Raw genomic sequence first — 23788 nt, 5'->3', positions numbered from 1 at the left:
GCCAGTTGGCTCCCTTTTTCACTTCATTGATCAGGCTTTCGCCAGTTCTTCTTCTGGACGTTTCAGCACTGCGTAACCCAGACCGGCGATAGCCGTACCTATTACAATCGCCAGCAGATAACCGAGCACTGGCGTAATCGCACCCGGGATCAACAGGACGAACAGGCCGCCGTGCGGTGCCATGAGTTTGGCACCCAGCGCCATGGAAATCGCACCCGTTACCGCACCGCCTACGATACAGCACGGCAGAACACGCATTGGGTCACGCGCAGCAAATGGAATTGCCCCTTCGGAGATAAAGCACAGCCCCAGTACCAGCGCCGCTTTACCCCCTTCCTGCTGACCTTTATTGAATTTACGACGCGCCACCAGCGTAGCCACGCCCATCGCCAGCGGAGGCACCATGCCTGCCGCCATGATCGCGGCCATCGGCGCATAAGTTTGCGAACTCAGTAAGCCGACGCCAAAGGCATAGGCCACTTTATTCACCGGACCCCCATGTCAGTACACATCATGCCGCCCAGAATCGCACCCAGCAGCACTGCATTCGCCGTACCCATGTTTGCCAGCCAGCTGGTCAGGCCGCTCATGATGCCAGCAACCGGTTTGCCCACCACATAAATCATCAGCAGGCCGGTAATCAAACTGGCGAACAACGGAATGATCAGGATCGGTTTCAACGCCTCCATACTTTGCGGCAGCTTCACTTTGCTGCTGAGAAGCTTAGCGGCGTAACCGGCGATAAAGCCAGCGATGATGCCGCCAAGGAAACCGGCATTGATGCTGGTCGCGATCATGCCGCCAATCAAACCCGGGGTCAGGCCTGGACGGTCAGCGATTGAGAAAGCAATAAAGCCTGCCAGCACCGGCACCATCAACGCAAAGGCGCTGCCGCCACCAATTTGCATCAAGGCCGCCGCCAGCGTGCCTTCCTCTTTAAAGGCCGTGATACCAAAGGCAAAGGAGAGCGCAATACTCAGGCCGCCCGCAACCACCATTGGCAACATGTACGACACGCCGGTCAGCAAGTGACGGTAAGCCCCGGCACTCTCTTTTTCTCTTCCTGACTGCTGCTCTGCGCGCCAGAGGGTTTGTACGGTTTCGCTTCAGCAACTGCTTTATCCAGCTCCTGCGCAGTTTTCTTCAGCGCCAGGCCGGTTGAGGTGCGATACATCGGTTTACCGGCGAATTTAGCCAGATCCACTTCGATATCGGCTGCAACCACCACCAGATCGGCCGCTGCCACTTCTTCTGGCGTAATGGCGTTGCCTGCGCCGACTGAACCGCGGGTTTCAACTTTTACCCACCAGCCACGTTTGGTAGCTTCAGCCTGAATCGCCTCAGCCGCCATAAAGGTATGCGCCACACCGGTTGGGCAGGCGGTGATCGCAACGATGCGCTTTTGTCCGCCCGTTTGTGCCGTTGCGGCTGGCGCAGCGACGTCAGGCGCTGCCTGCCAGCTTGTGGCTTCAACTTTGGCACGGTTCAGGAACTCTACCGGATCGGTTACCGCCTGTTGCACCTCTCCCAGCCAGACCGCTTTGCCGTTTAGCGCCGCGTCGTTTGGTATCTGCTGACCCGTAACGATCACCAGCTCCGCTTCAGCAGGATTTTCAGTGATTGTCAGACCGGCTTGTGCGGCGGCTGCGGTAAGGCGCTGTTTCGCCATGTAGGCGGATGCCAGGCCAGTGTTTGGATCTTTTATCAGCAGCGTTTTCATTATCGCTCTCCTGCTGTTAGTTAACGGGTTGTAAGTCGACACGCGCCATCATCGCGGCCAACTGGGTACGATCGGTCACACCAACGTTGCTCTGACTGACAGCCATAGCCGCCACCGCAGTGGCAAGACGCAGTGTGTGTTCGCTGGATTCACGCATCAACAGGCCGTAGATCAACCCGCCAACCATTGAATCTCCGGCACCGACAGTGCTGACCACTTCACACACTGGCGGTTTGGCGAGCCATTCGCCTGAGGCATTAACCCAAAGCGCGCCTTCGGCACCCAAAGAAATCACGACATGTGCAATGCCCTGCTCACGCAGCTCATGCGCGGCACCAATCACATCCTGCAGCGTTGGCAGTTTGCGACCGGCCCAGATTTCCAGTTCGCGACGGTTCGGCTTCACTAACCACGGCGCGGCTTTCAGACCTGCAACCAGGGCTTCGCGGCTGCTGTCAAAAATGATGCAAGGACAGTGGGTGCGCAGATCGCTCATCCACTGGGTGAATGCATCAGGATTAACCCCGGCAGGCAGACTACCGCTGACGCACACCATGTCGAACTGGCCGAGCCAGGTAAGTGAATCGCTGGTAAAACGATCCCAGTCCTGGCCATTGACCTGAAAACCGGAGAAATTCAGATCGGTGACGTCACCGGTTTGCTCAGTCAGCTTCACGTTGATACGGGTACGTCCCGGTACTACCTGAAAACGGTTGGCAATTCCCAGTTCGCTAAATAATTGTTGGAAACCGTCCTGATTCTCTTTACCCAGGAAGCCGCCCACCGTGACATCAATGCCTAAATCTTTCAGCACCTTTGCCACGTTGATACCTTTACCGGCAGCATGGAGACCGGTGGTTTTTACCAGATTGACTTCGCCACGCTCGATTTCAGGCGTGTAGCCCACTAAATCGTAAGCGGGATTCAGGGTAATGGTTGCAACACGTCTGCTCATGCTACCCCCTCGCCCAGACCGCTGGTGATCGCTTCTTCGATTGCGGCCAGTGCCTGCTGTGCATCCTCACCGCTGGCGGTAAAGCGCAGGCGATGGCCTTTTTTCACGCCGAGCGCCACCACTTTCATCAGGCTGCGTCCGTTAGCCGGTTTGCCACTGCCGTCGAGGTTGGTGACGGTAATGTCGCTGTTGAACTGTTTGATAACGCTGACTAACGCCGTACCGGGCCGGGCATGTAAGCCATGCTCGTTGCGAATGGTAAATTCAGCGGTTAACACCTCGGCCTGCTCATCCACTTCACTGGTCAGCAAGGCGTAAATGCCTGCCGCATCGGCTTTTAACAAACGCCCGGCTTTATTGTTGAGTAACAGCGCACTCAGATAACCCAGCACCTCAAGTGGACGATCGTCGACAGCCGCTACGCTGATCAACATCGCGACAGACTCGCCCTGATGATCAAAAGCGGTTGCAGCACGGCTTATCGCCACGCCGCTGCGTAAATTGCCATGGGGGCTGTCACTCAGCCAGATGCCCTGCCCCAGGCTTAACGGTGCCGCAGACACTACGCTGGCAACATAGCGGGCATCTACCACGCCCGCCGCCTGTAAACGTCCGGCATTCAATGCCTGTAGCGTGATCAGGTCATTTGCCGCAACGTCAACGCTAATCAGGTTGGTGTCAAAGCTGAATTCCGCCGCTTGCTTCTCGCCCATTAATAGCGCGCGCAGATCCTCAGCTGACGCCGTTTTAAGCTGCTCTGCAATGCTGTCGTCGCTCAGTACATGGGTAAGTTGACGCAGCAGCGCCAGATGTTCATCAGATTTGGCGGCAATACCGATCGCTACGTAGGCCGTTTGTTCTTCGCCCCACGCAATACCTTGTGGAAACTGAAAGACCTGCACGCCGGTTTTCTGCACCAGGTCGCGGGTATCCGTGGTGCCGTGCGGAATGGCGATACCGTTGCCAAGAAAAGTCGAGGTTTGCTGCTCACGCGCCAGCATACCGTTGACATACCCTTCTGCCACATTGCCGGCAGCCGCTAACGCTGCGGCGACCTGACGAATAGCGTCTTCTTTATTTTGCGCGCTGGCTCCGGTATGGATAGCCTGCAATTCGAGCTGGAACATAATTCTCCTCGCTTGCTGAAAGTGAATCGTTTCAGCTCAATGGCGGATTGAATCGCGGTTCACCACACAGAGAGTCTTGTGGAGAACGCTGAAACGTTTCAAGGATTCTGGTACAGCGAACGAAAGCAGGCAAGAAAATGCGCAAACGGCGTAGCAGATTTTTGACGCTACGCACAATTCATAACTTATTTAAGATTTTATTGCATACGGCGCTGACGGCGCTGCTGTAACCGCAGCGGTATAACGGTTTGATTTTCAGCAAACTTCAGCCTTTCACGGCGCAGTGTCAGCTTCCAGTTTCAACAGATAAACCATCGCCTCATCACGCGAATGACCACACATTTCGCGCTCAGGTTGCAAACCGGCACAGACTGCAGGACGCAGAGCAGAACCAAAAATTTTGCAGCGCAAATTCTCATCAAGCTGAACACAGGGCGTGTTGGCGGGCTTGCCGTTAGGCATGCCAGGAATAGGTGAGGAAACAGAAGGCGCCGTACAGCAGGCACCGCACTGACTACGGCATTGCATAACGCACTCCGGCAGGGAAATTCGTCGCGACAATAGCAGGCCAGTATACGAAATGCCATGCTTCTCTGTAAGCGAGCAAAATTTCCTGCGCGGCATATTGCCTGTTTTCACCCGCGCGGGTAACGTGGCGCGCAATTGAATCTCAACTAAAGCGAGAACAGCAATGCCAAAAGCGAATGAAATAAAAAAGGAATGGCAGTCACCCATAACGGAAAACTGCTGCTGGTTAAAGATATTGATATTCAAAGCCCGAGCGCACGCGGTGCCGCCACGCTCTATAAAATGCGTTTTGCCGATGTCCGCACTGGCCTGAAAGTGGAAGAGCGTTTTAAAGGCGACGACATCATTGAAACCATTTCACTCAGCCGCCGCAGCGTCACCTTCTCTTACATAGACGGTGATGAATATGTGTTTATGGATGATGAGGATTACACGCCTTACACCTTCAAAAAAAATCAAATAGAAGAAGAGCTGTTATTCATCCCTGAAGGCGGTATTCCCGGCATGCAGGTTTTGACCAGGGAAGGCGAGTTGCTGGCACTTGAACTGCCGCAAACGGTTGACATGGATATTGTCGATACCTCGCCGGGTATTAAAGGTGCGTCTGCCAGCGCCCGTACCAAACCCGCCGGAATGAGCACCGGCCTGGTGATTCAGGTGCCGGAATACCTCAGTAATGGCGATCGTATTCGTATTCACATTGCTGAACGACGCTATATGGGCCGTGCCGATTAACGTTGAAGCCCCAACTCGCCAGCGATAAATGTTATAAGATAACATCTTCACTGGCGATTTTTCTGACCGGAGCGGTAAACATGACGCGCGTTAACCTTCTTACTGGATTTTTAGGCAGTGGTAAAACCACCACGTTGCTGCATTTACTGGCCAACAAACCCGCCAGTGAAAACTGGGCGGTGCTGGTGAATGAATTCGGTGAAATCGGTATTGATGGCGCACTGTTAGCCGATCGCGGCGCGACGTTAAAAGAGATCCCCGGCGGCTGTATGTGCTGTGTGAATGGCTTACCCATGCAAATTGGGCTGAATAAGTTGTTAAAACAAACTCGTCCCGATCGCCTGCTGATAGAGCCTACCGGCCTGGGCCATCCGCGCCAGCTTCTGACTCTGCTGAGTTCACCTGTCTATCTGCCGTGGCTGGAACTCAACGCGACGCTTACCCTACTCGATGCGCGCCAGCTTTCTGACCCGCGCGTCGTGGAAAATGAAAACTTCCGCGATCAGCTCGCTGCAGCGGATATCATTATTGGTAATAAATGCGATCGCTGGAGCAGCAGCGATCGGCAGGCGTTGCTGCGCTGGCAGGAAAGCAACCTGGACGGACGTCCTTTTTCTCAACCGAGTTTGGACAAATTTCTCCCGCCTTGCTCAATACCCCGCGCGGCAAACCGCGCGACATTCCACAACCGCAACACCATCAGCATCGTTCATTACCCACCAGCGGCATTGCGGCGCTGCGTCTGGATGGCCCGTCGCGCTGGCGTCGTGCACTGAATGAGGGGCAAGGCTATGTGGCCTGCGGCTGGGTTTTCGACAGCGAAACCGTGTTTGACACGCTTCCTCTGCTGGAATGGGCGCGTTTGGTTCCGGTTGATCGGGTGAAAGGTGTGCTGCGCGTTGCAGAAGGCTCGGTCAGTATTAACCGCCAGGGTGATGATGTGCACATCGAAACCCTGCCCTCTTCCCCGCCCGACAGCCGCATTGAGATGATTCATTCCGGGCCAGCTGACTGGAATAAACTACAATCCGCATTGTTGAAGTGCCGTTTACCTTATTCAGGTTAATTTCTGCGGTTATTTTTTATATATGAGCTGAGATATGCGCGCTATTCGTCTTGTTACGATCCTGCTGCTTAATGCATTGGGTGTTGTGCTGTTTTTATCGTGGTATTTACCGCCTGAGCATGGTTTTTGGTTCGGCGTCGATAAAACCATTTTCTTTGGATTTAATAATCAGATGGTGACGCATCCAGGCTTTGCCCTGTTAGTGGCGATCACCAATTTCCGTGGCTTTGATCTGGTTTCATTGCTGGCGATGGGGCTGCTTTATTTCTCGTTCTGGCGACGCGAAACACCCGAAGGCCGCCGTAAACTATTAGCCATTGGCATTACGATGTTGCTGACAGCGGTTATCCTGAATCAGCTGGGCCATTTACTGCCGGTTCAGCACTCCAGCCCCACGCTGTTTTTTGAACATGTGCATCGCGTTAGTGAGCTCACCGGTATTCCCGCTAAAGATGCGTCAAAAGACAGCTTTCCCGGTGACCATGGCATGATGCTGATTATTTTCGCCTGCTTTATGTGGCGCTATTTTGGCGGGCGCGCATTTTTAATGGCCGTGGCGATCGTCATTATCTTTTCGCTGCCGCGCGTGATGGCTGGTGCACACTGGTTTACTGATATCGCGGTGGGTTCGTTGTCCGTGGTATTCGTCGGATTAAGCTGGTGGCTCCTGACTCCCGCCAGTGATGTTGTGGTGAATTGGTTTTATCACAAATTGCCTGGCAAATATAAACCCCTTGCCTGATTGATTAGCGCGGACGGAGGATAGGTATTTATCTGAACCGTCTGCGCTTATTAAAAACTTAAATATATTATTAGCATCCTAACCAAAACCGTTAAAAGAAAAGGTGATGGCTTTTAACACGGTGAAATATCCTGCCCGTCACGCTGTCTAGCGTAAAAACTCTTAAAAACCCCGCTATGGCGCGAATTAGCCCCATCTTATCTCCTTATTTTCGCCATTATTTTCTGTTTATTGTTGATAAAGTAGACAGTGTGTTACAGATTGATTTCACATCATAAAAACCTATAAGAATTTACTCAAAACCACTCGCCACGGCGTCTGTAATCGGTTAACCTCAGTCGCAATGAGGAAACAGCAGCAGAAAATTCGGCCTTCTTTACCGTTAATTTGTGGTCATTAACACATTTTAGTAATTAAGGATTTGTCTTAGACTGATTCGCTTATTAATCTCATTCCGTTTTGTCATCTGGCTGGCGACAATCTTGTCGTAAGGACATCGAAGGAAAACTCGAAGAATGGTCAAGTCTCAACCAATACTGAGATATATCTGGCGGATTGTGCCCGCACTGGCGCTGGCAACCCTGCTCTCAGCATGTAGTAGTACTCATAACAGTCAGAATGCGAATAACGAGAATCATGAAGTTAACAACCAGAATGGTTTTTTACTTCAAGCGTCTCAGGATGAATTTGAAGAAATGGTGCGTAATGTCGACGTTAAGTCGCGCATCATGGATCAATATGCCGTCTGGAAAGGTGTACGCTATCGCCTTGGTGGTGAAACCAAACGCGGTATTGACTGCTCCGCATTCGTGCAGCGTACTTTCCGTGAACAGTTTGGTTTAGAGTTGCCGCGCTCAACTTCCGGGCAGCAGGACACCGGCAAAGAAATTTCACGCAACAAATTGCGTCCCGGTGATTTGGTTCTGTTCCGTGCAGGTTCCACAGGCCGCCATGTTGGCATCTACCTTGGTAATGATAACTTTGTTCATGCCTCGACCAGCAGCGGCGTAATGATCTCGAATCTGAACGATAATTACTGGAAGAAACGCTACCGTGAAGGTCGCCGGGTTTTAAGTCGTAACCCAAGTTAGTCCCCGCTTCGTATACCTTCTCAGCCAGAGAAAACAAAAACGCTGCTTATGCAGCGTTTTTTTCATCCTATAAGGCTTAAACCCGCTTATTAATGAAAAAAGCAATTGTTTATCAAAAGAATAACGAGACATTCTCCGTCATCTCGTTATATTCTCAGTCGCTTACACCAGAGCAGTTGTGCGCAGTTAAATTATAATAAAACAGGTTCAGAGGAAGCACTTCATGCCACTGTCGGCGGCGCTGATGCGCCATGCAACTTATCCTCGCCGTATCGCCTGGCGTAGCGCGATTGTCGGCGGCGCGTTTTTTATATTATTCACCTCACTCCTTCTCAATCTGACCTGGCACCAGCGCGAACGCCAGCATGAACAGCTATTAATCAGCAGTCGCAATGCGCTTCAGCACACCCTGACTTCACTGATCAACAATACGCTTAATCCTTTGCTCTCATTTAGTCGTGCCGACTGCTATGAAATCAATCACGAACTGACCTCGCGCGCCGCCTTTTCCGATAACCTGCGCACTATCTTGCTAGTCAATGACGGTTATGCTTTTTGCTCCTCCGCAACCGGCAATCTCTATTTGCCGCTCAATATGATCTCGTCGCAAACCGATTTGACACGTGACAGGGATTTACAGGTATTAAGCGGTGTGCCGCTACCTTCATCGAAACCTGTTTTGGCGATATGGCTCAAAAACGCCGGCAGCATTCAGTCTGGGGTTTTTGCCACTCTCGACCTGTCGCTGACGCCGTATCAACTGCTGGCCTCTTCTCACCCTGAGACCTCCGGCATGGCATTAGTGGCGCAAAAAAGCGCCTTAACCAGTTGGCAGTCCACGGCGATCAGTAACCGTGATCTGCCGCCGCCGCTGATGACACTGGCTTTATCCGGTTACCCTCTGCAGTTTGTGCTGTACGGTTCCACGTTGTCGCTGAATGATTATCAAACCATCATTCTTAGCAGCATTTTGCTGTCGCTACTCGCCAGTGCTCTTTGCTGGCTATTGCTGTCACGCTATCAGCGCCCCGGCAAAGAAATTTTGCAGGGCATCAGGCGCGGCGAGTTTCACGTTGAATATCAGCCTTTGATTACATCCCATGATGGCCAGCCTTACGGTGTGGAAGCCCTGTTGCGCTGGACACATCCGACGCATGGTGCCATCACGCCCGATGTGTTTATCAGCTATGCAGAAGCACAAAACGTCATTATTCCGCTGACACGTCACCTGTTTCAGCTCGTGGCGCGCGACGCGCATCAGCTTTGTCGTCATACGCGGCTGGGTACGATTATGGGGCTTAATATCTCCCCGCTGCACCTGGCTTCGGATTCGTTTCGTGATGACGTTATGCACTGGGTTGACATCATGCCCCTGGGCATTTCAATTATGTGTTTGAAATTACCGAGCGAACGATGGTGCGTGAAAAAAATGCTGCCGAGCTGTTTAACTGGCTGCATCAGCGCGGCATTAAAATTGCTATCGATGACTTTGGCACCGGCCACAGTGCCCTCATTTATCTTGAAAAATATGCGTTTGATTATCTCAAAATCGATCGCGGTTTTGTGCAGAGCATCGGCACAGAAACGCTGACTTCGCCGGTTCTGGATACGGTATTGCAACTGGCGAAAAAGCTCAAAATGAACACGGTGGCGGAGGGCGTAGAGACTGGCGATCAGGCCGCCTGGCTGATTAATCGCGGCGTGACCCATTTACAGGGTTATATGTTCAGTCGTCCCTTGCGGCCTGAGCCGCTGATTGATTACTTTCAGCTGCATAACAGCTGACGCCGTTATGTTAAGCAAAAACAATAAGAGAGCGCCTTGCTTATGCTTCGTTTCGTCACATTGCTGCTGTTCAGTGCGCTGTTTGCGCCGTTACAGGCAGCAACAATCAGTGAAAGCTACGCCTTTGCTCAACTCGGCGCGCCAAAATATGCGGTGAATTTCAGCCATTACGATTATGTTAGATCCCGCCGCCCCCAAAGGCGGCAAGATCACCATGGCGGTGGTCGGCACTTACGACAATTTCAATCGCTACGCTTCTCGCGGTAATGCTGGCGTGGGCACCGGTGCGCTCTATGACAGCTTATTCACAAATTCTGACGATGAACCCGGCAGTTACTACCCCCTGATTGCCGAATCAGCGCGCTATCCCAGCGATTACCGCTGGATGGAAATCACGATTAATCCGCACGCTCAGTTTCAGGATGGTTCACCCATCACCGCCAGTGACATGGCTTTTACGTTTAAAAAATTTATGAGCGAAGGCGTGCCGCAGTTTCGCGTCATCTACAGAGGCGTCAGTGTGAAAGCCCTTAACCGGTTAACTGTACGCATTGACGTGCCTGAACCTGATAAGGATTTGATTCTCGGTTTGCTCACCCTGCCTGTGGTCTCTGAAAAATTCTGGCAGGACAAAAAATTTAACGAGCCGCTGAGTACCCCTCCCCTGTCGAGCGGACCTTACCGTATCAGCAACTGGAAACTGGGCCAGTTTATTGAATACAGCCGGGTAAAAAACTACTGGGCCGCCAATCTTCCGGTTAATCGTGGGCGCTTTAATTTTGATGTGATGCGTTACGACTACTATCTCGACGATAACGTCGCCTTTGAAGCCTTTAAATCAGGCGCATTTGATCTTCGCGAAGAGTCATCCGCCAAAAAATGGGCAACGCAGTATGGCGGGCGCAATTTCGATAATCATCACATTGTTAAATACACCACCCCAACCAGTGCCGCAACGGATACCCGCTGGCTGGCCTTTAACAATGAAAAACCGCTGTTTCACGATCGTCTTGTGCGTCAGGCGCTGACGTTAGCCTTTGATTTTGAATGGATGAATAAAGCGTTATTTTACGGCGCTTATAAACGCACCAGCAGCTATTTCCAGAACACCGAGTATGCCGCGACAGGCTATCCTGATGCCGATCAACTGGTGCTACTCGCCCCTTACAAAGCGCAACTTCCTGCCGATTTGTTCACGGAAAAGTATGTTCCCCCCACTCCGATGGCAGCGGTTACGATCGCGGCAATTTACTCAAGGCGCTGGCGTTACTGAAACAAGCGGGCTGGAATATCAAAAACCAGCGGTTAATTAACGATAAAACCGGGCAACCTTTTAACATTGAGCTGTTACTGCGTGGCGGAACAAATAATGAGTGGGCGCTGCCGTTCCAGCACAGCCTGTCACGTTTGGGGATTACGCTGACATTGCGCCAGATCGATACGTCGCAATATTTACGACGGCTGCGTGAAGGGGATTACGACATGATCGCGTCTAATTATCTGGCAATGCCCTTTCCCTCAACCAGCCTGCAAACCCTCTGGCAATCCGACTATATCCAGTCAACATGGAATACCGCCCGCGTGAAAGATCCGATTGTTGATCATTTCGTGAAAGAAATTACCGCGCATCAGGGCGATGCAAAGGCGCTGTTGCCGCTCGGCCAGGCGCTGGATCGGATTTTATTGTGGAATGCATACATGATCCCGATGTGGTTTAACGCTGAACAGCGTCTGGCCTACTGGGATAAGTTTTCTCATCCTGCCATCAAACCCGCCTACAGCAATGCGCTGGATAGCTGGTGGTATGACGTGAACAAAGCCGCGCAACTGCCGGCAGATCGACGCTAAGGAGAACAGAGTTGGCGGCTTATTTTCTGCGCAGGCTTTTACTGATCATTCCTACCCTGTGGGCCATCATTACCCTTAATTTCTTTATTGTACAGATTGCGCCGGGCGGCCCCGTCGATCAGGCGTTGGCCAATATTGAGTTTGGTCAGACTACCGGTTTACCGGGTGGTGGCGGCGACAATGCTGGCGCTCGTGCCAGCCTCAATCATCCCAGTCCAGGCGACAATCAGTATCGCGGCGCACGCGGTCTTGATCCGGAAGTGATCGCAGAGATCAAGCAACGCTACGGCTTTGATAAGCCGATGTGGCAACGCTACGTTGAGATGTTGTGGAACTATGTGCGCTTCGATTTCGGCGACAGCCTGTTTCGCAGCGCATCCGTGCTGCAATTGATCAAAGAGAGTTTGCCGGTTTCCGTAAGCCTGGGTTTATGGAGCACCCTGATCATATATTTAGTATCGATTCCGCTCGGTATTAAAAAAGCGGTGCGTAATGGCAGCGCCTTCGACATCTGGAGCAGCACGTTCATTATCATCGGTTATTCCATACCGGCGTTTCTGTTCGGCATCATGCTGATTGTCCTGTTTGCAGGCGGCAGCTACCTCGACTGGTTTCCGCTACGTGGACTAACTTCGCCGCAGTTCGACAGTTTGCCGTGGTATGACAAAGTGCTGGATTATCTCTGGCATATCTCCCTGCCGGTACTGGCAACGGTGATTGGCGGTTTTGCCACCCTGACGATGCTGACGAAAAACGCCTTTCTTGATGAAATACGTAAGCAATACGTGGTGACCGCCCGTGCCAAAGGCGTACCTGAGCAACGGATCCTTTATCAGCACGTTTTTCGCAATGCGATGTTGCTGGTCATTGCCAGTTTCCCGGCCACTTTTATCAGCATGTTCTTTACCAGTTCGCTACTGATCGAGGTTATGTTCTCACTAAATGGCCTGGGGCTGTTGGGCTACGACGCCACCATTCAGCGTGACTATCCGGTGATGTTTGGCACCTTATACATTTTTACCCTGATCGGCCTTCTTATGAATATTATCAGTGACTTAACCTATACACTGGTCGATCCGCGAATCGATTTTGAGGGCCGCTGATGCGCTTATCTCCCTGAATCAGCAACGCTGGCAGCGTTTTCGCCATAATCGTCGCGGCTACTGGTCGCTGTGGATTTTTCTGGTGATTTTCATGCTGTCGCTGTGCGCCGAATTGATTGCCAATGACAAGCCGCTGTTGGTGCATTATCAACAACGCTGGTACGCCCCGCTGATGTTTGATTACAGCGAAACGGATTACGGGGGCGAGCTGGCCACGCCTGCCGATTATCAGGACCCCTGGTTACAACAGCGTATTGAACAGCAAGGCTGGGCATTGTGGGCGCCAGTTCGCTTCAGTGACAGCACCATCAACTTTGCCACGCAGGTGCCGTTTCCTTCTCCGCCTTCGTGGCAGAACTGGTTAGGCACTGACGCCAACGGCGGTGATGTATTTGCACGCCTGTTGTACGGCACGCGAATATCGTTGCTGTTTGGTCTGCTGTTGACGCTGTTTTCCAGCGTGATCGGCATCGTAGTGGGTGCCGTTCAGGGTTATTTCGGCGGCAAAGTCGATTTAGTCGGGCAACGATTAATTGAAGTGTGGTCCGGTATGCCATCGCTGTTTCTGCTCATTCTGCTCTCCAGCGTAATTCAGCCCGGCTTTTGGTGGCTGCTGCTGGTGACGGTGGTGTTTGGCTGGATGAGCCTGGTGAGCGTGGTGCGCGCCGAATTTTTGCGTACCCGCAATTTCGATTACATTCGCGCGGCGCAGGCTTTAGGCGTTAGCGATGGACGCATTATGCTGCGCCATATGCTGCCGAACGCAATGGTAGCCACGCTGACGTTTCTGCCTTTTATTCTCTGTGGCTCGATTACCACACTCACCTCGCTGGATTTTCTCGGCTTTGGTCTGCCCGTCGGCTCGCCTTCGCTTGGCGAACTGCTACTTCAGGGCAAAAACAATCTTCAGGCACCCTGGCTCGGCTTATCGGGCTTCTTTTCGTTAGCGATTTTACTGTCGCTGCTTATTTTTATCGGCGAAGCCGTGCGCGACGCCTTTGATCCCAGCAAAGGACGCTAAATGTCGCAGCCGTTACTTGCCATCAATCATCTTTCCGTTGCTTTTCGCCAGGGCGAAGCGTTGCATTCGGTCGTAAATGACGTCTCGCTACAGATCGCCGCTGGCGAAACGCTGGCGCTGGTGGGCGAATCGGGGTCCGGTAAAAGCGTGACTGCGCTTTCGGTGATGCGCCTGCTGCATGCATCGTCGGTGACTTATCCGAGCGGAGAGATCCTGTTTGCCGGACAAGATTTGCTCCATGCCAGTGAGCAAACGCTGCGCGGTATCCGTGGTAATCAGATTGCCATGATTTTTCAGGAACCGATGGTGTCGCTTAATCCGCTGCACACCGTTGAGAAACAACTTTATGAAGTGTTGTCACTGCATCGCGGTATGCGACGCGAAGCGGCGCGGGCTGAAATGTTGAGCTGTCTGGATCGCGTGGGCATTCGTCAGGCAGCATCGCGGCTAAGCGATTTTCCGCATCAGCTTTCCGGTGGCGAGCGTCAGCGTGTGATGATTGCGATGGCGCTGTTAACGCAGCCAGCATTGTTAATCGCCGATGAACCGACCACCGCGCTGGACGTCACGGTACAGGCGCAAATCCTTACCCTGCTGCGTGAGCTTCAGCGTGAACTCAACATGGGCATGCTGTTTATTACGCACAATCTCAATATTGTGCGTCAGTTAGCGGACAACGTCAGCGTGATGCGCAACGGGCGCGTGGTGGAGCAAAACCGCTGTCAGCACCTGTTAAATCAACCACAGCATCCCTATACGCAGCAGCTGCTGGCCGCCGAGCCGGAGGGCTGCGCGCTGCCGCTGCTGCCTGATGCGCCGGAGATCCTTAAGGTGAACAATCTGCATGTGGGTTTTCCACTGCGGCGCGGTGTGTTGAAGCGTCAGATCGGCGAAAAAGTGGCACTGAATAACCTCAGCTTTAGCCTGAAACGCGGAGAAAGTCTGGGGCTGGTAGGAGAATCTGGCTCAGGAAAAAGCACCACCGGGCTGGCGCTGCTGCGCCTGATTAAGGCGCAGGGAGAAATCTGGTTTGATGGTCAGCCGCTGCATCAAATGCCGCGCAGGCAGCTGTTACCGCTGCGTCGCCGTATTCAGGTCGTTTTTCAGGACCCTAATTCGTCCCTTAATCCGCGCATGACGGTGCAGCAAATTATTGCCGAAGGTCTGGCTGTCCATCACCCTCAGCTCAGCGCAACCGCGTTACAGGCGCGTGTCAAAGCAGTCATGGAAGAAGTGGGCCTGGATGCGGACAGCCGTCATCGCTACCCTGCCGAGTTTTCAGGAGGCCAACGGCAACGCATTGCGATTGCGCGCGCGCTGGTTCTGGAGCCGGAACTCATCGTATTGGATGAACCCACCTCATCACTTGATCGTTCAGTGCAAAAGCAAATTTTGACACTGCTGCGTCGGTTACAGCAGCAACATCAGCTGAGTTATCTGTTTATCAGTCACGATTTGGATGTGGTGCGCACGCTTTGCCATCAGCTCATCGTGCTGCGGCAGGGGGAAGTGGTGGAACAGGGGAATGCGAAAAGTTGTTCGCTGCGCCCGCTCAGGCCTATACGCGTGAGCTGTTCGCCTCTGCGCAACCTAAAGTCTGAGAGTGTTGAAACAGAAGCCTGACCCGCTTTACAGGGATCAGTGACCGTTAAAAGTCTCTGCAATGGCAACGCCCTGATTTTTCAGGCAGCAGTTTGTGGCGCTTTCATCGCTGCGCTGGATAAACAGGCAGGGCTGCCCTTCGCATTCGGCAACTTTGCACTCCACCTGGATGGCTGCCAGCACGTCGCGCAACTGGTGAAGAATTTCCCATGCAGGATTACCGTCATGGCTGATCAAACGCAGCGCAATAACATCCTGATCATCTGTCACCCCGTCATCGGCTTCGATGGCGCTGTGACGATCGCTGGCCCAACGAAAACGTTGTGGCAGGCGATGCACGACTGAAAGTTGCAGCATAGTGAGTAATGTCCCCAGAAATTGACTCTCAATTCACAACAAACGGCGTATAGTGCGGTGAATCCCTTTTCCCGATCAAACATAACAAGGACGTCAAGGCCTGCCTTCTCGTTTCTTAATAAAGCGCATCGGTAAAATTGTTTTTTGCGAGTAGTCTCGCAATTTAAAACTATATGTACCGCGTTGAGCAGCACTTAACAATCATTTTAGACGCAAAATAATTACTTTATTGGCTATATTTTTTCACATATTAGAAACATCGCACCCAGACTGGCATACGACGAGACGAAAATAACGCAAGGACAGCGCGACTGCGCCCGATTAACGGGCAGCAGCGCGTGGGCGAGAAGCGTAAGAAAACAGCAGGATAGAGAGAGTGGCACACAGCGCGATAGTGCCAACCATTGGCCAGGCGCTGTTAAAACTGGCGAGCGATAAAAGTGCCCCAACCAGCGCACCAACGCCAAAGCGCAGCGTACCTGCCAGTGATGACGCCGTGCCTGCCATATGCGGAAACTCATCAAGGATCACCGCCATCGCATTCGATGACACCATCGAGACACAGCCGATAAACATCGCCACGCCGAACACCAGCGGCAAAAATCCCAGATTCAGCGCGCTGACAATCAGCAGCCAGATCCCCATACAGAACTGAATCACCAGGCCTAAACGGAACATCGCCACCGGGCCGAAACGGCGCACCGCACGGCTGTTAATCAACGTCATAACAAACAGGAACACCACGTTGAGGCCAAAGTAATAGCCGAAGCTTTGTGGCGAGACGTGGTTCAGTTCAATGTAAACGAAGGGACCCGCATTCAGAAAGGTAAACAAGCCAGCAAACGAGAAGCCGCTCGACAGCATATAGCTAAAGGCGCGTTTATGACGAAACAGCGTGACAAAATTCCCCAGCGTGGTGCGCAGGTGGAAGCGTTGTCGCTGCCCGGGCTTGAGCGTTTCGCGAATTTGCGTTGCCACCAGCAAGGTGGTGATCACTGCCGCAAGCGACAGTGTCCAGAAAATAGCGTGCCAGCTCCAGAGCAGCAGCAGCCAGCCGCCAATAATCGGTGCCAGCAGCGGTGCGATGGTGGTAATCAGCATGACAAATGACATCATGCGCGAGAAGTCCTCTTTCGAGTAACTGTCGCGCATCAGCGCATTAATCACCACGCTGGCAGCTGCCGCCGATAAGCCGTGCAGGAAGCGCATGGCAATCAGTTGATCGATAGATTGCGACAGCGCACAGGCTGCCGCGGCGCAGGCAAAAATCAGCGTGCCCAGAGTAATTACCGGCTTGCGACCATAGCTGTCCGCCAGCGGACCATACACCAGCTGGCCAATTGCAAATCCGAGGATATAGAGATTGAGCGTCATTTGTACGCTCCCTGCCGATACCGCAAATTCGCGAGCAATTTGCGGCATCGCAGGCAAGTACATATCAATCGACAGTGGCATTAACATCGCCAGCAGGCCGAGGATGACCACTAAACCCACCGGCGAATTTTTTTCCTTGCGCACAGAATCTCCCGCTATTTCTGTTTTAACTCGTCAGGCAAGCCGACGCTGGCGATCTCTTCTTCAGTTAACGCACGGTATTCGCCAGGTTCCAGATCGGCATCCAGCGCAATCTCACCAATCTTTTCACGATGCAGGCCCACGACACGATTACCTACCGCGGCAAACATGCGCTTCACCTGGTGATAGCGCCCTTCGCTGAGTGTTAGTAGCACCTCAGTTGGCGTGATTATTTCTAACTGCGCCGGTTTGGTCAGGTTTTTTCTCGCCATGCAGTTGTACACCAGCAGTAAACTGCGCGGCTGTATCCTCAGCGATCGGGTTTTCCAGCGTCACGCGATAGGTTTTTTCACAGTGATGACGTGGTGAGGTAATGCGATGTGACCACTGACCGTCATCGGTCATCAACACTAAACCGGTGGTATCAATATCCAGGCGACCGGCAGCATGCAGTTTGAATGCCATCGGTTCTTCAAGGAAATAGAGAATGGTTGGATGATCCGGATCGTCGGTTGAGCAGACGTAACCTTGCGGTTTGTTGAGCATGAAATAGCGCGGCCCGGTCTGCATCTGCAATGCATTGCCGTCGTACTCTACCTCATGTTCGGGCAGCAGTTTGAACGCGGTGTCACGCACCACTTCTCCGTTAACGGTCACTTTTTGTCCACGGATTTCACGTGCAGCGATAGCACGGCTGATTTCCAGTTGCTGAGAGATGAATTTGTCGAGTCGCATGAATTCGTTTTGCCTGTTACTGCGGAGGGAAACTGAAACGGCGTTTTTAACCGTTGAAATTGTACGGGAAGTATAGCCTGATCCGGCGTCGCCTGACAGAGCGTTTACTGCGCTTTCGTGGCATAATTACCGCTGGTTTTACAAAAGTGATACAGCATGTCTTTTACCTTACGCCCTTATCAACAGGACGCGGTCGATGCTACCGTGGCGTATTTCCGTCGTCATCATGAACCTGCCGTCATTGTGTTGCCTACGGGGGCGGGAAAAAGTTTGGTGATTGCCGAGCTGGCACGCCTGGCGCGTGGCCGGGTACTGGTGCTGGCGCACGTCAAAGAACTCGTAGCGCAAAACCACGCCAAATATCAGGCTTACGGCCTGGAAGCGGATATTTTTGCCGCAGGTTTGCAGCGTAAAGAGAGCCAGCGCAAAGTGGTGTTTGGCAGCGTGCAATCGGTCGCGCGTAATCTTGCGCAGTTTGACAGCGCCTTCTCGCTGGTGATTGTCGATGAATGTCACCGCATTGGTGATGACAGCGACAGTCAGTATCAACAAATTTTTAGCCACCTGCGTCAGCACAATCCCCAACTGCGTCTGCTGGGTCTGACGGCCACGCCCTTCCGTCTTGGCAAAGGCTGGATTTATCGTTTCCACTATCACGGCATGGTGCGCGGCGATGAAAAGGCGCTGTTCCGTGACTGCATTTACGAACTGCCGCTGCGCTACATGATTAAGCATCAGTTTCTGGTTACGCCAGAGCGGCTCGACATGCCGGTGGTACAGTACGATTTCAGCCGCCTCACGGCCCAGGCTAACGGCTTGTTTAGCGAAGCTGATTTGAACCGGGAACTGAAACAGCAACAGCGCGTCACGCCGCACATTATTCGCCAGATTGTTGAATTTGCTGAAGATCGTCTTGGCGTCATGATCTTCGCCTCCACGGTCGATCATGCGCGTGAGATTTTACGTTTACTGCCGCAGAACAGTGCGCTGATATCGGCAGAAACTCACGCCCGCGATCGCGATGCGCTGATTGTGGCGTTTAAAGCGCAGCAATTGAAATTTCTGGTGAATGTAGCGGTATTGACCACCGGTTTCGATGCGCCTCATGTGGATCTGATCGCTATTCTGCGTCCGACCGAATCAGTAAGTTTGTATCAGCAGATTGTCGGACGCGGCTTACGCCTGTCTCCCGGCAAGACCGATTGCCTGATCCTGGATTATGCAGGCAATCCCCACGATCTGTTTACGCCAGAAGTCGGCGCGCCTAAAGGCGCCAGCGATAATCAGCCCGTGCAGGTATTTTGCCCTGCCTGCGGCTTTGCCAATACTTTTTGGGGCAAAGCCACGGCTGATGGCATGGTGATTGAGCATTTTGGCCGCCGCTGTCAGGGGGTGCTGGAAGATGACGACGGCACGCGTGAACAGTGCGATTATCGCTTCCGCTCTAAAAGCTGCCCGGACTGCGGTGCCGAAAACGACATTGCGGCGCGGCGTTGCCATCAGTGCGACCATATTCTGGTGGATCCTGACGACATGTTGAAAGCGGCACTGAAGCTGAAAGATGCGCGCGTGCTGCGCTGTGGTGGCATGACGCTGGAACAGGGTCGGGACAACAAAGGTGAATGGCTTAACGCTACTTATTACGATGAAGACGGCACCAGCGTCAGTGAACGCTTTCGCCTGCAAACGCCTGCGCAACGTAAAGCATTTGAACAGCTGTTTATGCGCCCGCACCAGCGTGCACCAGGCGTGCCGCTCGGCTGGCAAACGGCTGCCGATGTTGTGGCAATGCAGCCCCTGTTGCGCCATCCCGATTTTGTTGTGGCGCGAGCAAAAGGGCACTTCTGGCAGATCCGCGAAAAGGTGTTTGATTACCAGGGGCGTTTTCGCCGCGCGAATGAACTGGGATAATCATTTGCCGGACACCAGCATAACGGCTATAATGCCGCCCGCTTTTGCATGTGCATGAGCAATTTTGAATAACCTGCCTGCTGCTGGGTCGCCTGTAGCAGGAATCATAAAGAGACGTAGCAATGTTCACTATCAATGCAGTAGAACGTAAAGAGCAGGGTAAGGGTGCGAGCCGCCGCCTGCGCGCAGCGAACCGCTTCCCGGCCATCATCTATGGTGGTAAAGAAGCCGCTGTTTCTATCGACCTGGATCACGACCAGGTGATGAACCTGCAGGCTAAGCCTGGGTTCTACACCGAGGTTCTGACTCTGGTTGTCGACGGTAAAGAAACCAACGTTAAAGTGCAGGCTGTTCAGCGTCACCCGTTCAAGCCAAAACTGCACCACATCGACTTCGTTCGCGCTTAATCGCCGAATGCGTTGATGTAAAAAGGCCGGTTGCGAAACCGGCCTTTTTATTTTGTCTGCTTTACCGCACTGTTTAAACCGCTGCCTCCGTGAGTTTTACTTTCGACTCAATAAATTCGACCACCGCCCTGGTGACATCGGCTGTTTTGGCTGTACCGCCGACATCCGGCGTCAACACCCCTTTTGCACAGGCATACTCGATCCCTTCCATCACCCGTGCTGCTGCCTCGCGCTCGCCCAAATGCTCCAGCATTTGCACGGCAGTCCAGAAGCTGGCCACCGGATTGGCGATCCCTTTGCCGGTAATGTCAAAGGCTGAACCGTGGATCGGTTCAAACATTGAGGGAAAACGGCGTTCAGGATCGATGTTCGCTGTTGGCGCAACGCCGAGGCTGCCCGCCAGCGCACCGGCAAGATCGGAAAGGATGTCGGCATGAAGGTTGGTCGCAACAATGGTATCCAGGCTTTGTGGATGCAATGTCATACGGTGCGTCATGGCGTCTACCAGCATTTTGTCCCACTTCACGTCGGGAAATTCCTGCGCCACTTCGGCAGCAATCTCATCCCACATCACCATGCCGTGACGCTGAGCATTCGATTTAGTCACGACGGTTAACAGTTTTCGTGGACGGGACTGTGCCAGTTTAAAGGCATAACGCATGATGCGCGTCACGCCCACTCGGGTAAAAATAGCCACCTCTGTGCCTACTTCTTCAGGCAAACCTCTGTGCGCCCTGCCCCCATTGCCCGAATATTCTCCTTCCGAGTTTTCACGTACAATCACCCAGTCCAGATCGCCAGGGCCGCAGTTACGCAGCGGTGGCGTGATCCCCGGCAGGATTTTAGTCGGGCGCACGTTGGCATACTGATCAAAGCCCTGACAAATTGGCAGGCGTAACCCCCACAGCGTAATATGATCCGGTACGTCAGGCGCACCCACGGCACCAAAGTAGATGGCATCGAATTTTTTCAGCGTCTGTAAGCCCTCTTCAGGCATCATCACGCCATGCTTTTTGTAGTAATCCGACCCCCAGTCAAAGGTTTCAATGGCAAATTTGAGTTTACCGTTTTGACGCTCCAGGGCGCGTAGCACTTCGATACCGGCAGAAATAACTTCGGGGCCAATACCGTCAGCGGGAATAGCAGCAATAGAATAGGTACGCATAAGAGTCTCCGGAATCAGTTAAGGGGATTTAGCATGAGGAAGTTCAGCGGACTGCGGCGTTTTACTTTTCGCAGACAGCAGTAAGACGATCAGGGCAGAGAGCGCCAGCAGCGCAGCGACAAAAAAGAGCCCCAGGTGTAAGAACCGGTTTGCTGCCGAATGACGCCGATCATCATCGGACCGACGAAACCGCCTAAATTGCCGATTGAGTTAATGGTGGCGATACCCGCCGCTGCCGCCGGGCCTGAAAGAAACAGCGTTGGCATGCTCCACAGCGGCGGTTTTGAACAGCTAATACCGACCGTGACCAGCGTCAGCGCCACAATCACCGTTAACAGTGAACTGACGTTACCGGCGTAGATCAGCCCTGCCGCCGCCAGCAAACAGGCTGTGATAACGTGCCAGCTGCGTTCACCGCTGCGATCGGAGTGACGCGCCCACAGAATCATGGCCACCACGCCGATTACCGCCGGAAATGCATTTAAAAAACCGATTTCCAGTGAAGAAGCACCAAAAGCGTGAATGATTTGCGGAGACCAGATGCCAAGGGTATATAAGCCAGCGGAAGTGCCGAAATAGACCAGTGCCAGCGCCAGTACCCGGCGATCGGCCAGCCCGCGCCAGACACTGGTGTGGCTCTGTTGCGAGGCGCGTGCCTGCTCTTCAGCCTGCATGGTGTTTTGCAACCATTCGCGCTCTTCATCCGTCAGCCATTTGGCTTTGGCCGGACGATCGGTCAGGAAAAACAGCACCACAATCCCGAACAGCACCGCAGGCACCGCTTCTAACAGAAACATCCACTGCCAACCGGCATATCCCAGCAATCCGTGCATTTCAAGCAGCGCAGCAGAGATGGGCGAACCCAGCGCCGTTGATAACGGCGCGGCGGCCATAAATATCGCGGTCACTTGCGCACGCCGTGCCGCCGGGAACCAGAAGCTGAGATAAAGAATGATACCGGGAAAAAATCCAGCTTCAGCAACACCGAGTAAAAAGCGCAGAATATAAAAACTGGTGGTGCCCTGGACAAATGCCATACAGGCGGAAACCAATCCCCAGGTAATCATGACGCGAGCGATCCAAATACGTGCGCCGACTTTATGCAATATCAGATTGGACGGAACTTCAAAAAGAAAATATCCCAGAAAAAAGATCCCTGCTCCCAAACCAAATACGGTTGGTGAGAAACCTAAATCCTGGTTCATGGTTAATGCAGCAAAACCGATATTAACGCGATCGAGAAAAGCGATGAAATAGAGCAGCATAATGAAGGGCACAATGCGCAGAGTAACTTTACGCATCACCCTTTTTTCGAGGTGAGAGTTCATATTAAAGTGCTCCAGGTTTGTGTAGGGTAAATGTTATTTTTTTGTGTTCGATCTCAGTATGCCTTTTTGCCTGAGCTTATCATCAGGGCTGGTTTATATAAATTATTTGAATAATGCGCGGGCGGGAAAATTATGGATATAAATCAATTGCGTTGTTTCATTACGGTAGGTGAAGAGCTGCATTTTGGCCGCGCGGCGCAAAGGATGGAAATGATGCCTGCGTCACTAAGTCGCTTTATTCGCTTGCTCGAAGAGGACCTTGGCGTACGATTATTAAATCGCTCAACGCGCAATGTGGCATTAACGCAGGAAGGCGAAGAATTTTTCGATGAAGCGGTAAAACTGGTTGCGCAATTTGATGCACTGGCCTGGCGTTTTCGGACGGCAAATAAGCGGGGACGCAAAGCATTACGTATTGGTGCCATTGACAGTGCAGCGCGCGGATTAATTCCCCACTTGCTGAATTACTTTATGCAACTTTATCCGGATGCAGATATTCACTTAACTGAAGATAAAACAATAAATCTTATTCCCCGCCTCAAATCAGGCTGGCTGGATATAATTTTTATTCGCCCACCGGAAAATCTCGACAGCCGGTTGGCGTGCCGTTTAATTGCGCGCGAAACCTGCGTACTTGCCGTGCCGGTTAATCATCCCCTGGCCAGTAAAAGTTGTGTCAGCGTCACTGATTTTGCCGAAGAATCGATGATCTTACCGGAGCGCAGGACGCGCCCCCACAGCCATGATTTAACCATGAATATTTTTAAATCAGCGGGCCTTACGCCGCACATTGCGCAGTTTGCTGAGGAGAAACAGACAATTTTAAGTTTTGTATCCGCGGGCTTAGGGCTGGCAATTGTGCCAACCTCATTTCGCAACATTAACAGTGAAGGCGTCACCTGTATTGCGCTGGAGACAGACGAGAAAGTCAAAAAATTGCCGCTCAGCGTCGCCTGGTTAAAAGGCCGTGATGACGCCAGCATCGCGGCCTTGCTACAGATTTTAGCTGACAACCGGACCACGTTGATTACACCGCTGTAGTGAAAG

13 protein-coding genes and 8 pseudogenes are annotated in these 23788 nt (G+C 52.7%); 12 read left to right on the top strand and 9 right to left on the bottom strand.

Going from position 1 to position 23788, the window contains the following annotated elements; genetic code table 11:
- Window positions 1–30: 30 nt before the first annotated feature.
- The 4 genes and pseudogenes from fruA to O3W44_RS18645 form a co-directional block, all read right to left on the bottom strand.
- Window positions 31–1720: pseudogene (gene fruA / locus O3W44_RS18660) on the bottom strand (PTS fructose transporter subunit IIBC).
- Window positions 1721–1736: 16 nt separating this feature from the next.
- Entirely contained in the window at window positions 1737–2675 is a 939-nt protein-coding gene (gene fruK, locus O3W44_RS18655) for a 1-phosphofructokinase (protein ID WP_269294217.1), read from the bottom strand.
- Window positions 2672–3802 carry a fused PTS fructose transporter subunit IIA/HPr protein gene (fruB, locus tag O3W44_RS18650; RefSeq protein ID WP_269294216.1) on the bottom strand — a complete coding sequence of 377 codons (1131 nt, stop codon included), beginning with the start codon at window positions 3800–3802 and terminating at the stop codon, window positions 2672–2674. Before fruB ends, fruK begins: the two co-directional genes overlap by 4 nt.
- A gap of 273 nt (window positions 3803–4075) precedes the next feature.
- On the bottom strand, window positions 4076–4330 hold the full coding sequence (locus O3W44_RS18645; RefSeq protein ID WP_269294215.1) for a YkgJ family cysteine cluster protein: 255 nt from the start codon (window positions 4328–4330) through the stop codon (window positions 4076–4078).
- Window positions 4331–4493: 163 nt separating this feature from the next.
- On the opposite strand from O3W44_RS18645, the pseudogene yeiP reads away from it, so the two are divergent.
- From yeiP to yejF, 9 genes and pseudogenes are all read left to right on the top strand, one after another.
- Window positions 4494–5065 (top strand): annotated as a pseudogene (yeiP, locus tag O3W44_RS18640) (elongation factor P-like protein YeiP).
- An 80-nt stretch (window positions 5066–5145) separates the two neighbouring features.
- Window positions 5146–6131: pseudogene (locus O3W44_RS18635) on the top strand (CobW family GTP-binding protein).
- A 34-nt stretch (window positions 6132–6165) separates the two neighbouring features.
- Complete coding sequence (locus tag O3W44_RS18630; RefSeq protein WP_269294213.1) at window positions 6166–6873, top strand: phosphatase PAP2 family protein; 708 nt, start codon at window positions 6166–6168, stop codon at window positions 6871–6873.
- 515 nt (window positions 6874–7388) lie between these two features.
- Complete coding sequence (gene mepS, locus O3W44_RS18625; RefSeq protein ID WP_269294212.1) at window positions 7389–7964, top strand: bifunctional murein DD-endopeptidase/murein LD-carboxypeptidase; 576 nt, start codon at window positions 7389–7391, stop codon at window positions 7962–7964.
- A gap of 223 nt (window positions 7965–8187) precedes the next feature.
- A pseudogene (locus tag O3W44_RS18620) lies at window positions 8188–9749 on the top strand (cyclic di-GMP phosphodiesterase).
- A gap of 42 nt (window positions 9750–9791) precedes the next feature.
- Window positions 9792–11597 (top strand): annotated as a pseudogene (locus O3W44_RS18615) (extracellular solute-binding protein).
- 11 nt (window positions 11598–11608) lie between these two features.
- The gene (locus O3W44_RS18610) at window positions 11609–12700 is read left to right on the top strand and encodes a microcin C ABC transporter permease YejB (protein ID WP_269294211.1); all 1092 of its coding nucleotides are present in this window, start codon (window positions 11609–11611) and stop codon (window positions 12698–12700) included.
- Window positions 12687–13721: an ABC transporter permease gene (locus O3W44_RS18605; protein ID WP_269294210.1), complete on the top strand. Its 1035-nt coding sequence runs from the start codon at window positions 12687–12689 to the stop codon at window positions 13719–13721. The genes O3W44_RS18610 and O3W44_RS18605 overlap by 14 nt, the downstream gene beginning before the upstream one ends.
- Window positions 13722–15322 (top strand): annotated as a pseudogene (gene yejF, locus O3W44_RS18600) (microcin C ABC transporter ATP-binding protein YejF).
- Between the two features lie 37 nt (window positions 15323–15359).
- Here the strand turns inward: yejF and O3W44_RS18595 are convergent.
- From O3W44_RS18595 to rsuA, 3 genes and pseudogenes are all read right to left on the bottom strand, one after another.
- The gene (locus O3W44_RS18595; RefSeq protein ID WP_269294209.1) at window positions 15360–15680 is read right to left on the bottom strand and encodes a hypothetical protein; all 321 of its coding nucleotides are present in this window, start codon (window positions 15678–15680) and stop codon (window positions 15360–15362) included.
- A 321-nt stretch (window positions 15681–16001) separates the two neighbouring features.
- Window positions 16002–17198, bottom strand: coding sequence for a Bcr/CflA family multidrug efflux MFS transporter (locus O3W44_RS18590; RefSeq protein ID WP_269294208.1), 1197 nt, complete (start codon window positions 17196–17198; stop codon window positions 16002–16004).
- An 11-nt stretch (window positions 17199–17209) separates the two neighbouring features.
- Window positions 17210–17930 (bottom strand): annotated as a pseudogene (rsuA, locus tag O3W44_RS18585) (16S rRNA pseudouridine(516) synthase RsuA).
- A 156-nt stretch (window positions 17931–18086) separates the two neighbouring features.
- On the opposite strand from rsuA, the gene O3W44_RS18580 reads away from it, so the two are divergent.
- Window positions 18087–19841: a DEAD/DEAH box helicase gene (locus O3W44_RS18580; protein WP_269294207.1), complete on the top strand. Its 1755-nt coding sequence runs from the start codon at window positions 18087–18089 to the stop codon at window positions 19839–19841.
- Window positions 19842–19963: 122 nt separating this feature from the next.
- A complete protein-coding gene (rplY, locus tag O3W44_RS18575) occupies window positions 19964–20248 on the top strand; it encodes a 50S ribosomal protein L25 (RefSeq protein ID WP_269294205.1) in 285 nt (94 codons plus the stop codon).
- Window positions 20249–20321: 73 nt separating this feature from the next.
- Here rplY and O3W44_RS18570 read toward each other — a convergent pair whose 3' ends face one another.
- Together O3W44_RS18570 and O3W44_RS18565 are read right to left on the bottom strand one after the other, a co-directional pair.
- A complete protein-coding gene (locus tag O3W44_RS18570; protein ID WP_269294204.1) occupies window positions 20322–21413 on the bottom strand; it encodes a tartrate dehydrogenase in 1092 nt (363 codons plus the stop codon).
- A gap of 18 nt (window positions 21414–21431) precedes the next feature.
- A pseudogene (locus O3W44_RS18565) lies at window positions 21432–22741 on the bottom strand (MFS transporter).
- Window positions 22742–22873: 132 nt separating this feature from the next.
- On the opposite strand from O3W44_RS18565, the gene O3W44_RS18560 reads away from it, so the two are divergent.
- Window positions 22874–23782: a LysR family transcriptional regulator gene (locus O3W44_RS18560; protein ID WP_269294203.1), complete on the top strand. Its 909-nt coding sequence runs from the start codon at window positions 22874–22876 to the stop codon at window positions 23780–23782.
- The last annotated feature ends 6 nt before the right edge of the window (window positions 23783–23788 follow it).

Origin of the sequence: Pantoea sp. LMR881 (assembly GCF_027157825.1) — a bacterium.
Lineage (GTDB): Bacteria > Pseudomonadota > Gammaproteobacteria > Enterobacterales > Enterobacteriaceae > Pantoea > Pantoea haifensis.
The sequence above is the reverse complement of the archived record's forward strand: the minus strand, read 5'-3'. Positions and strand labels throughout refer to the sequence as shown.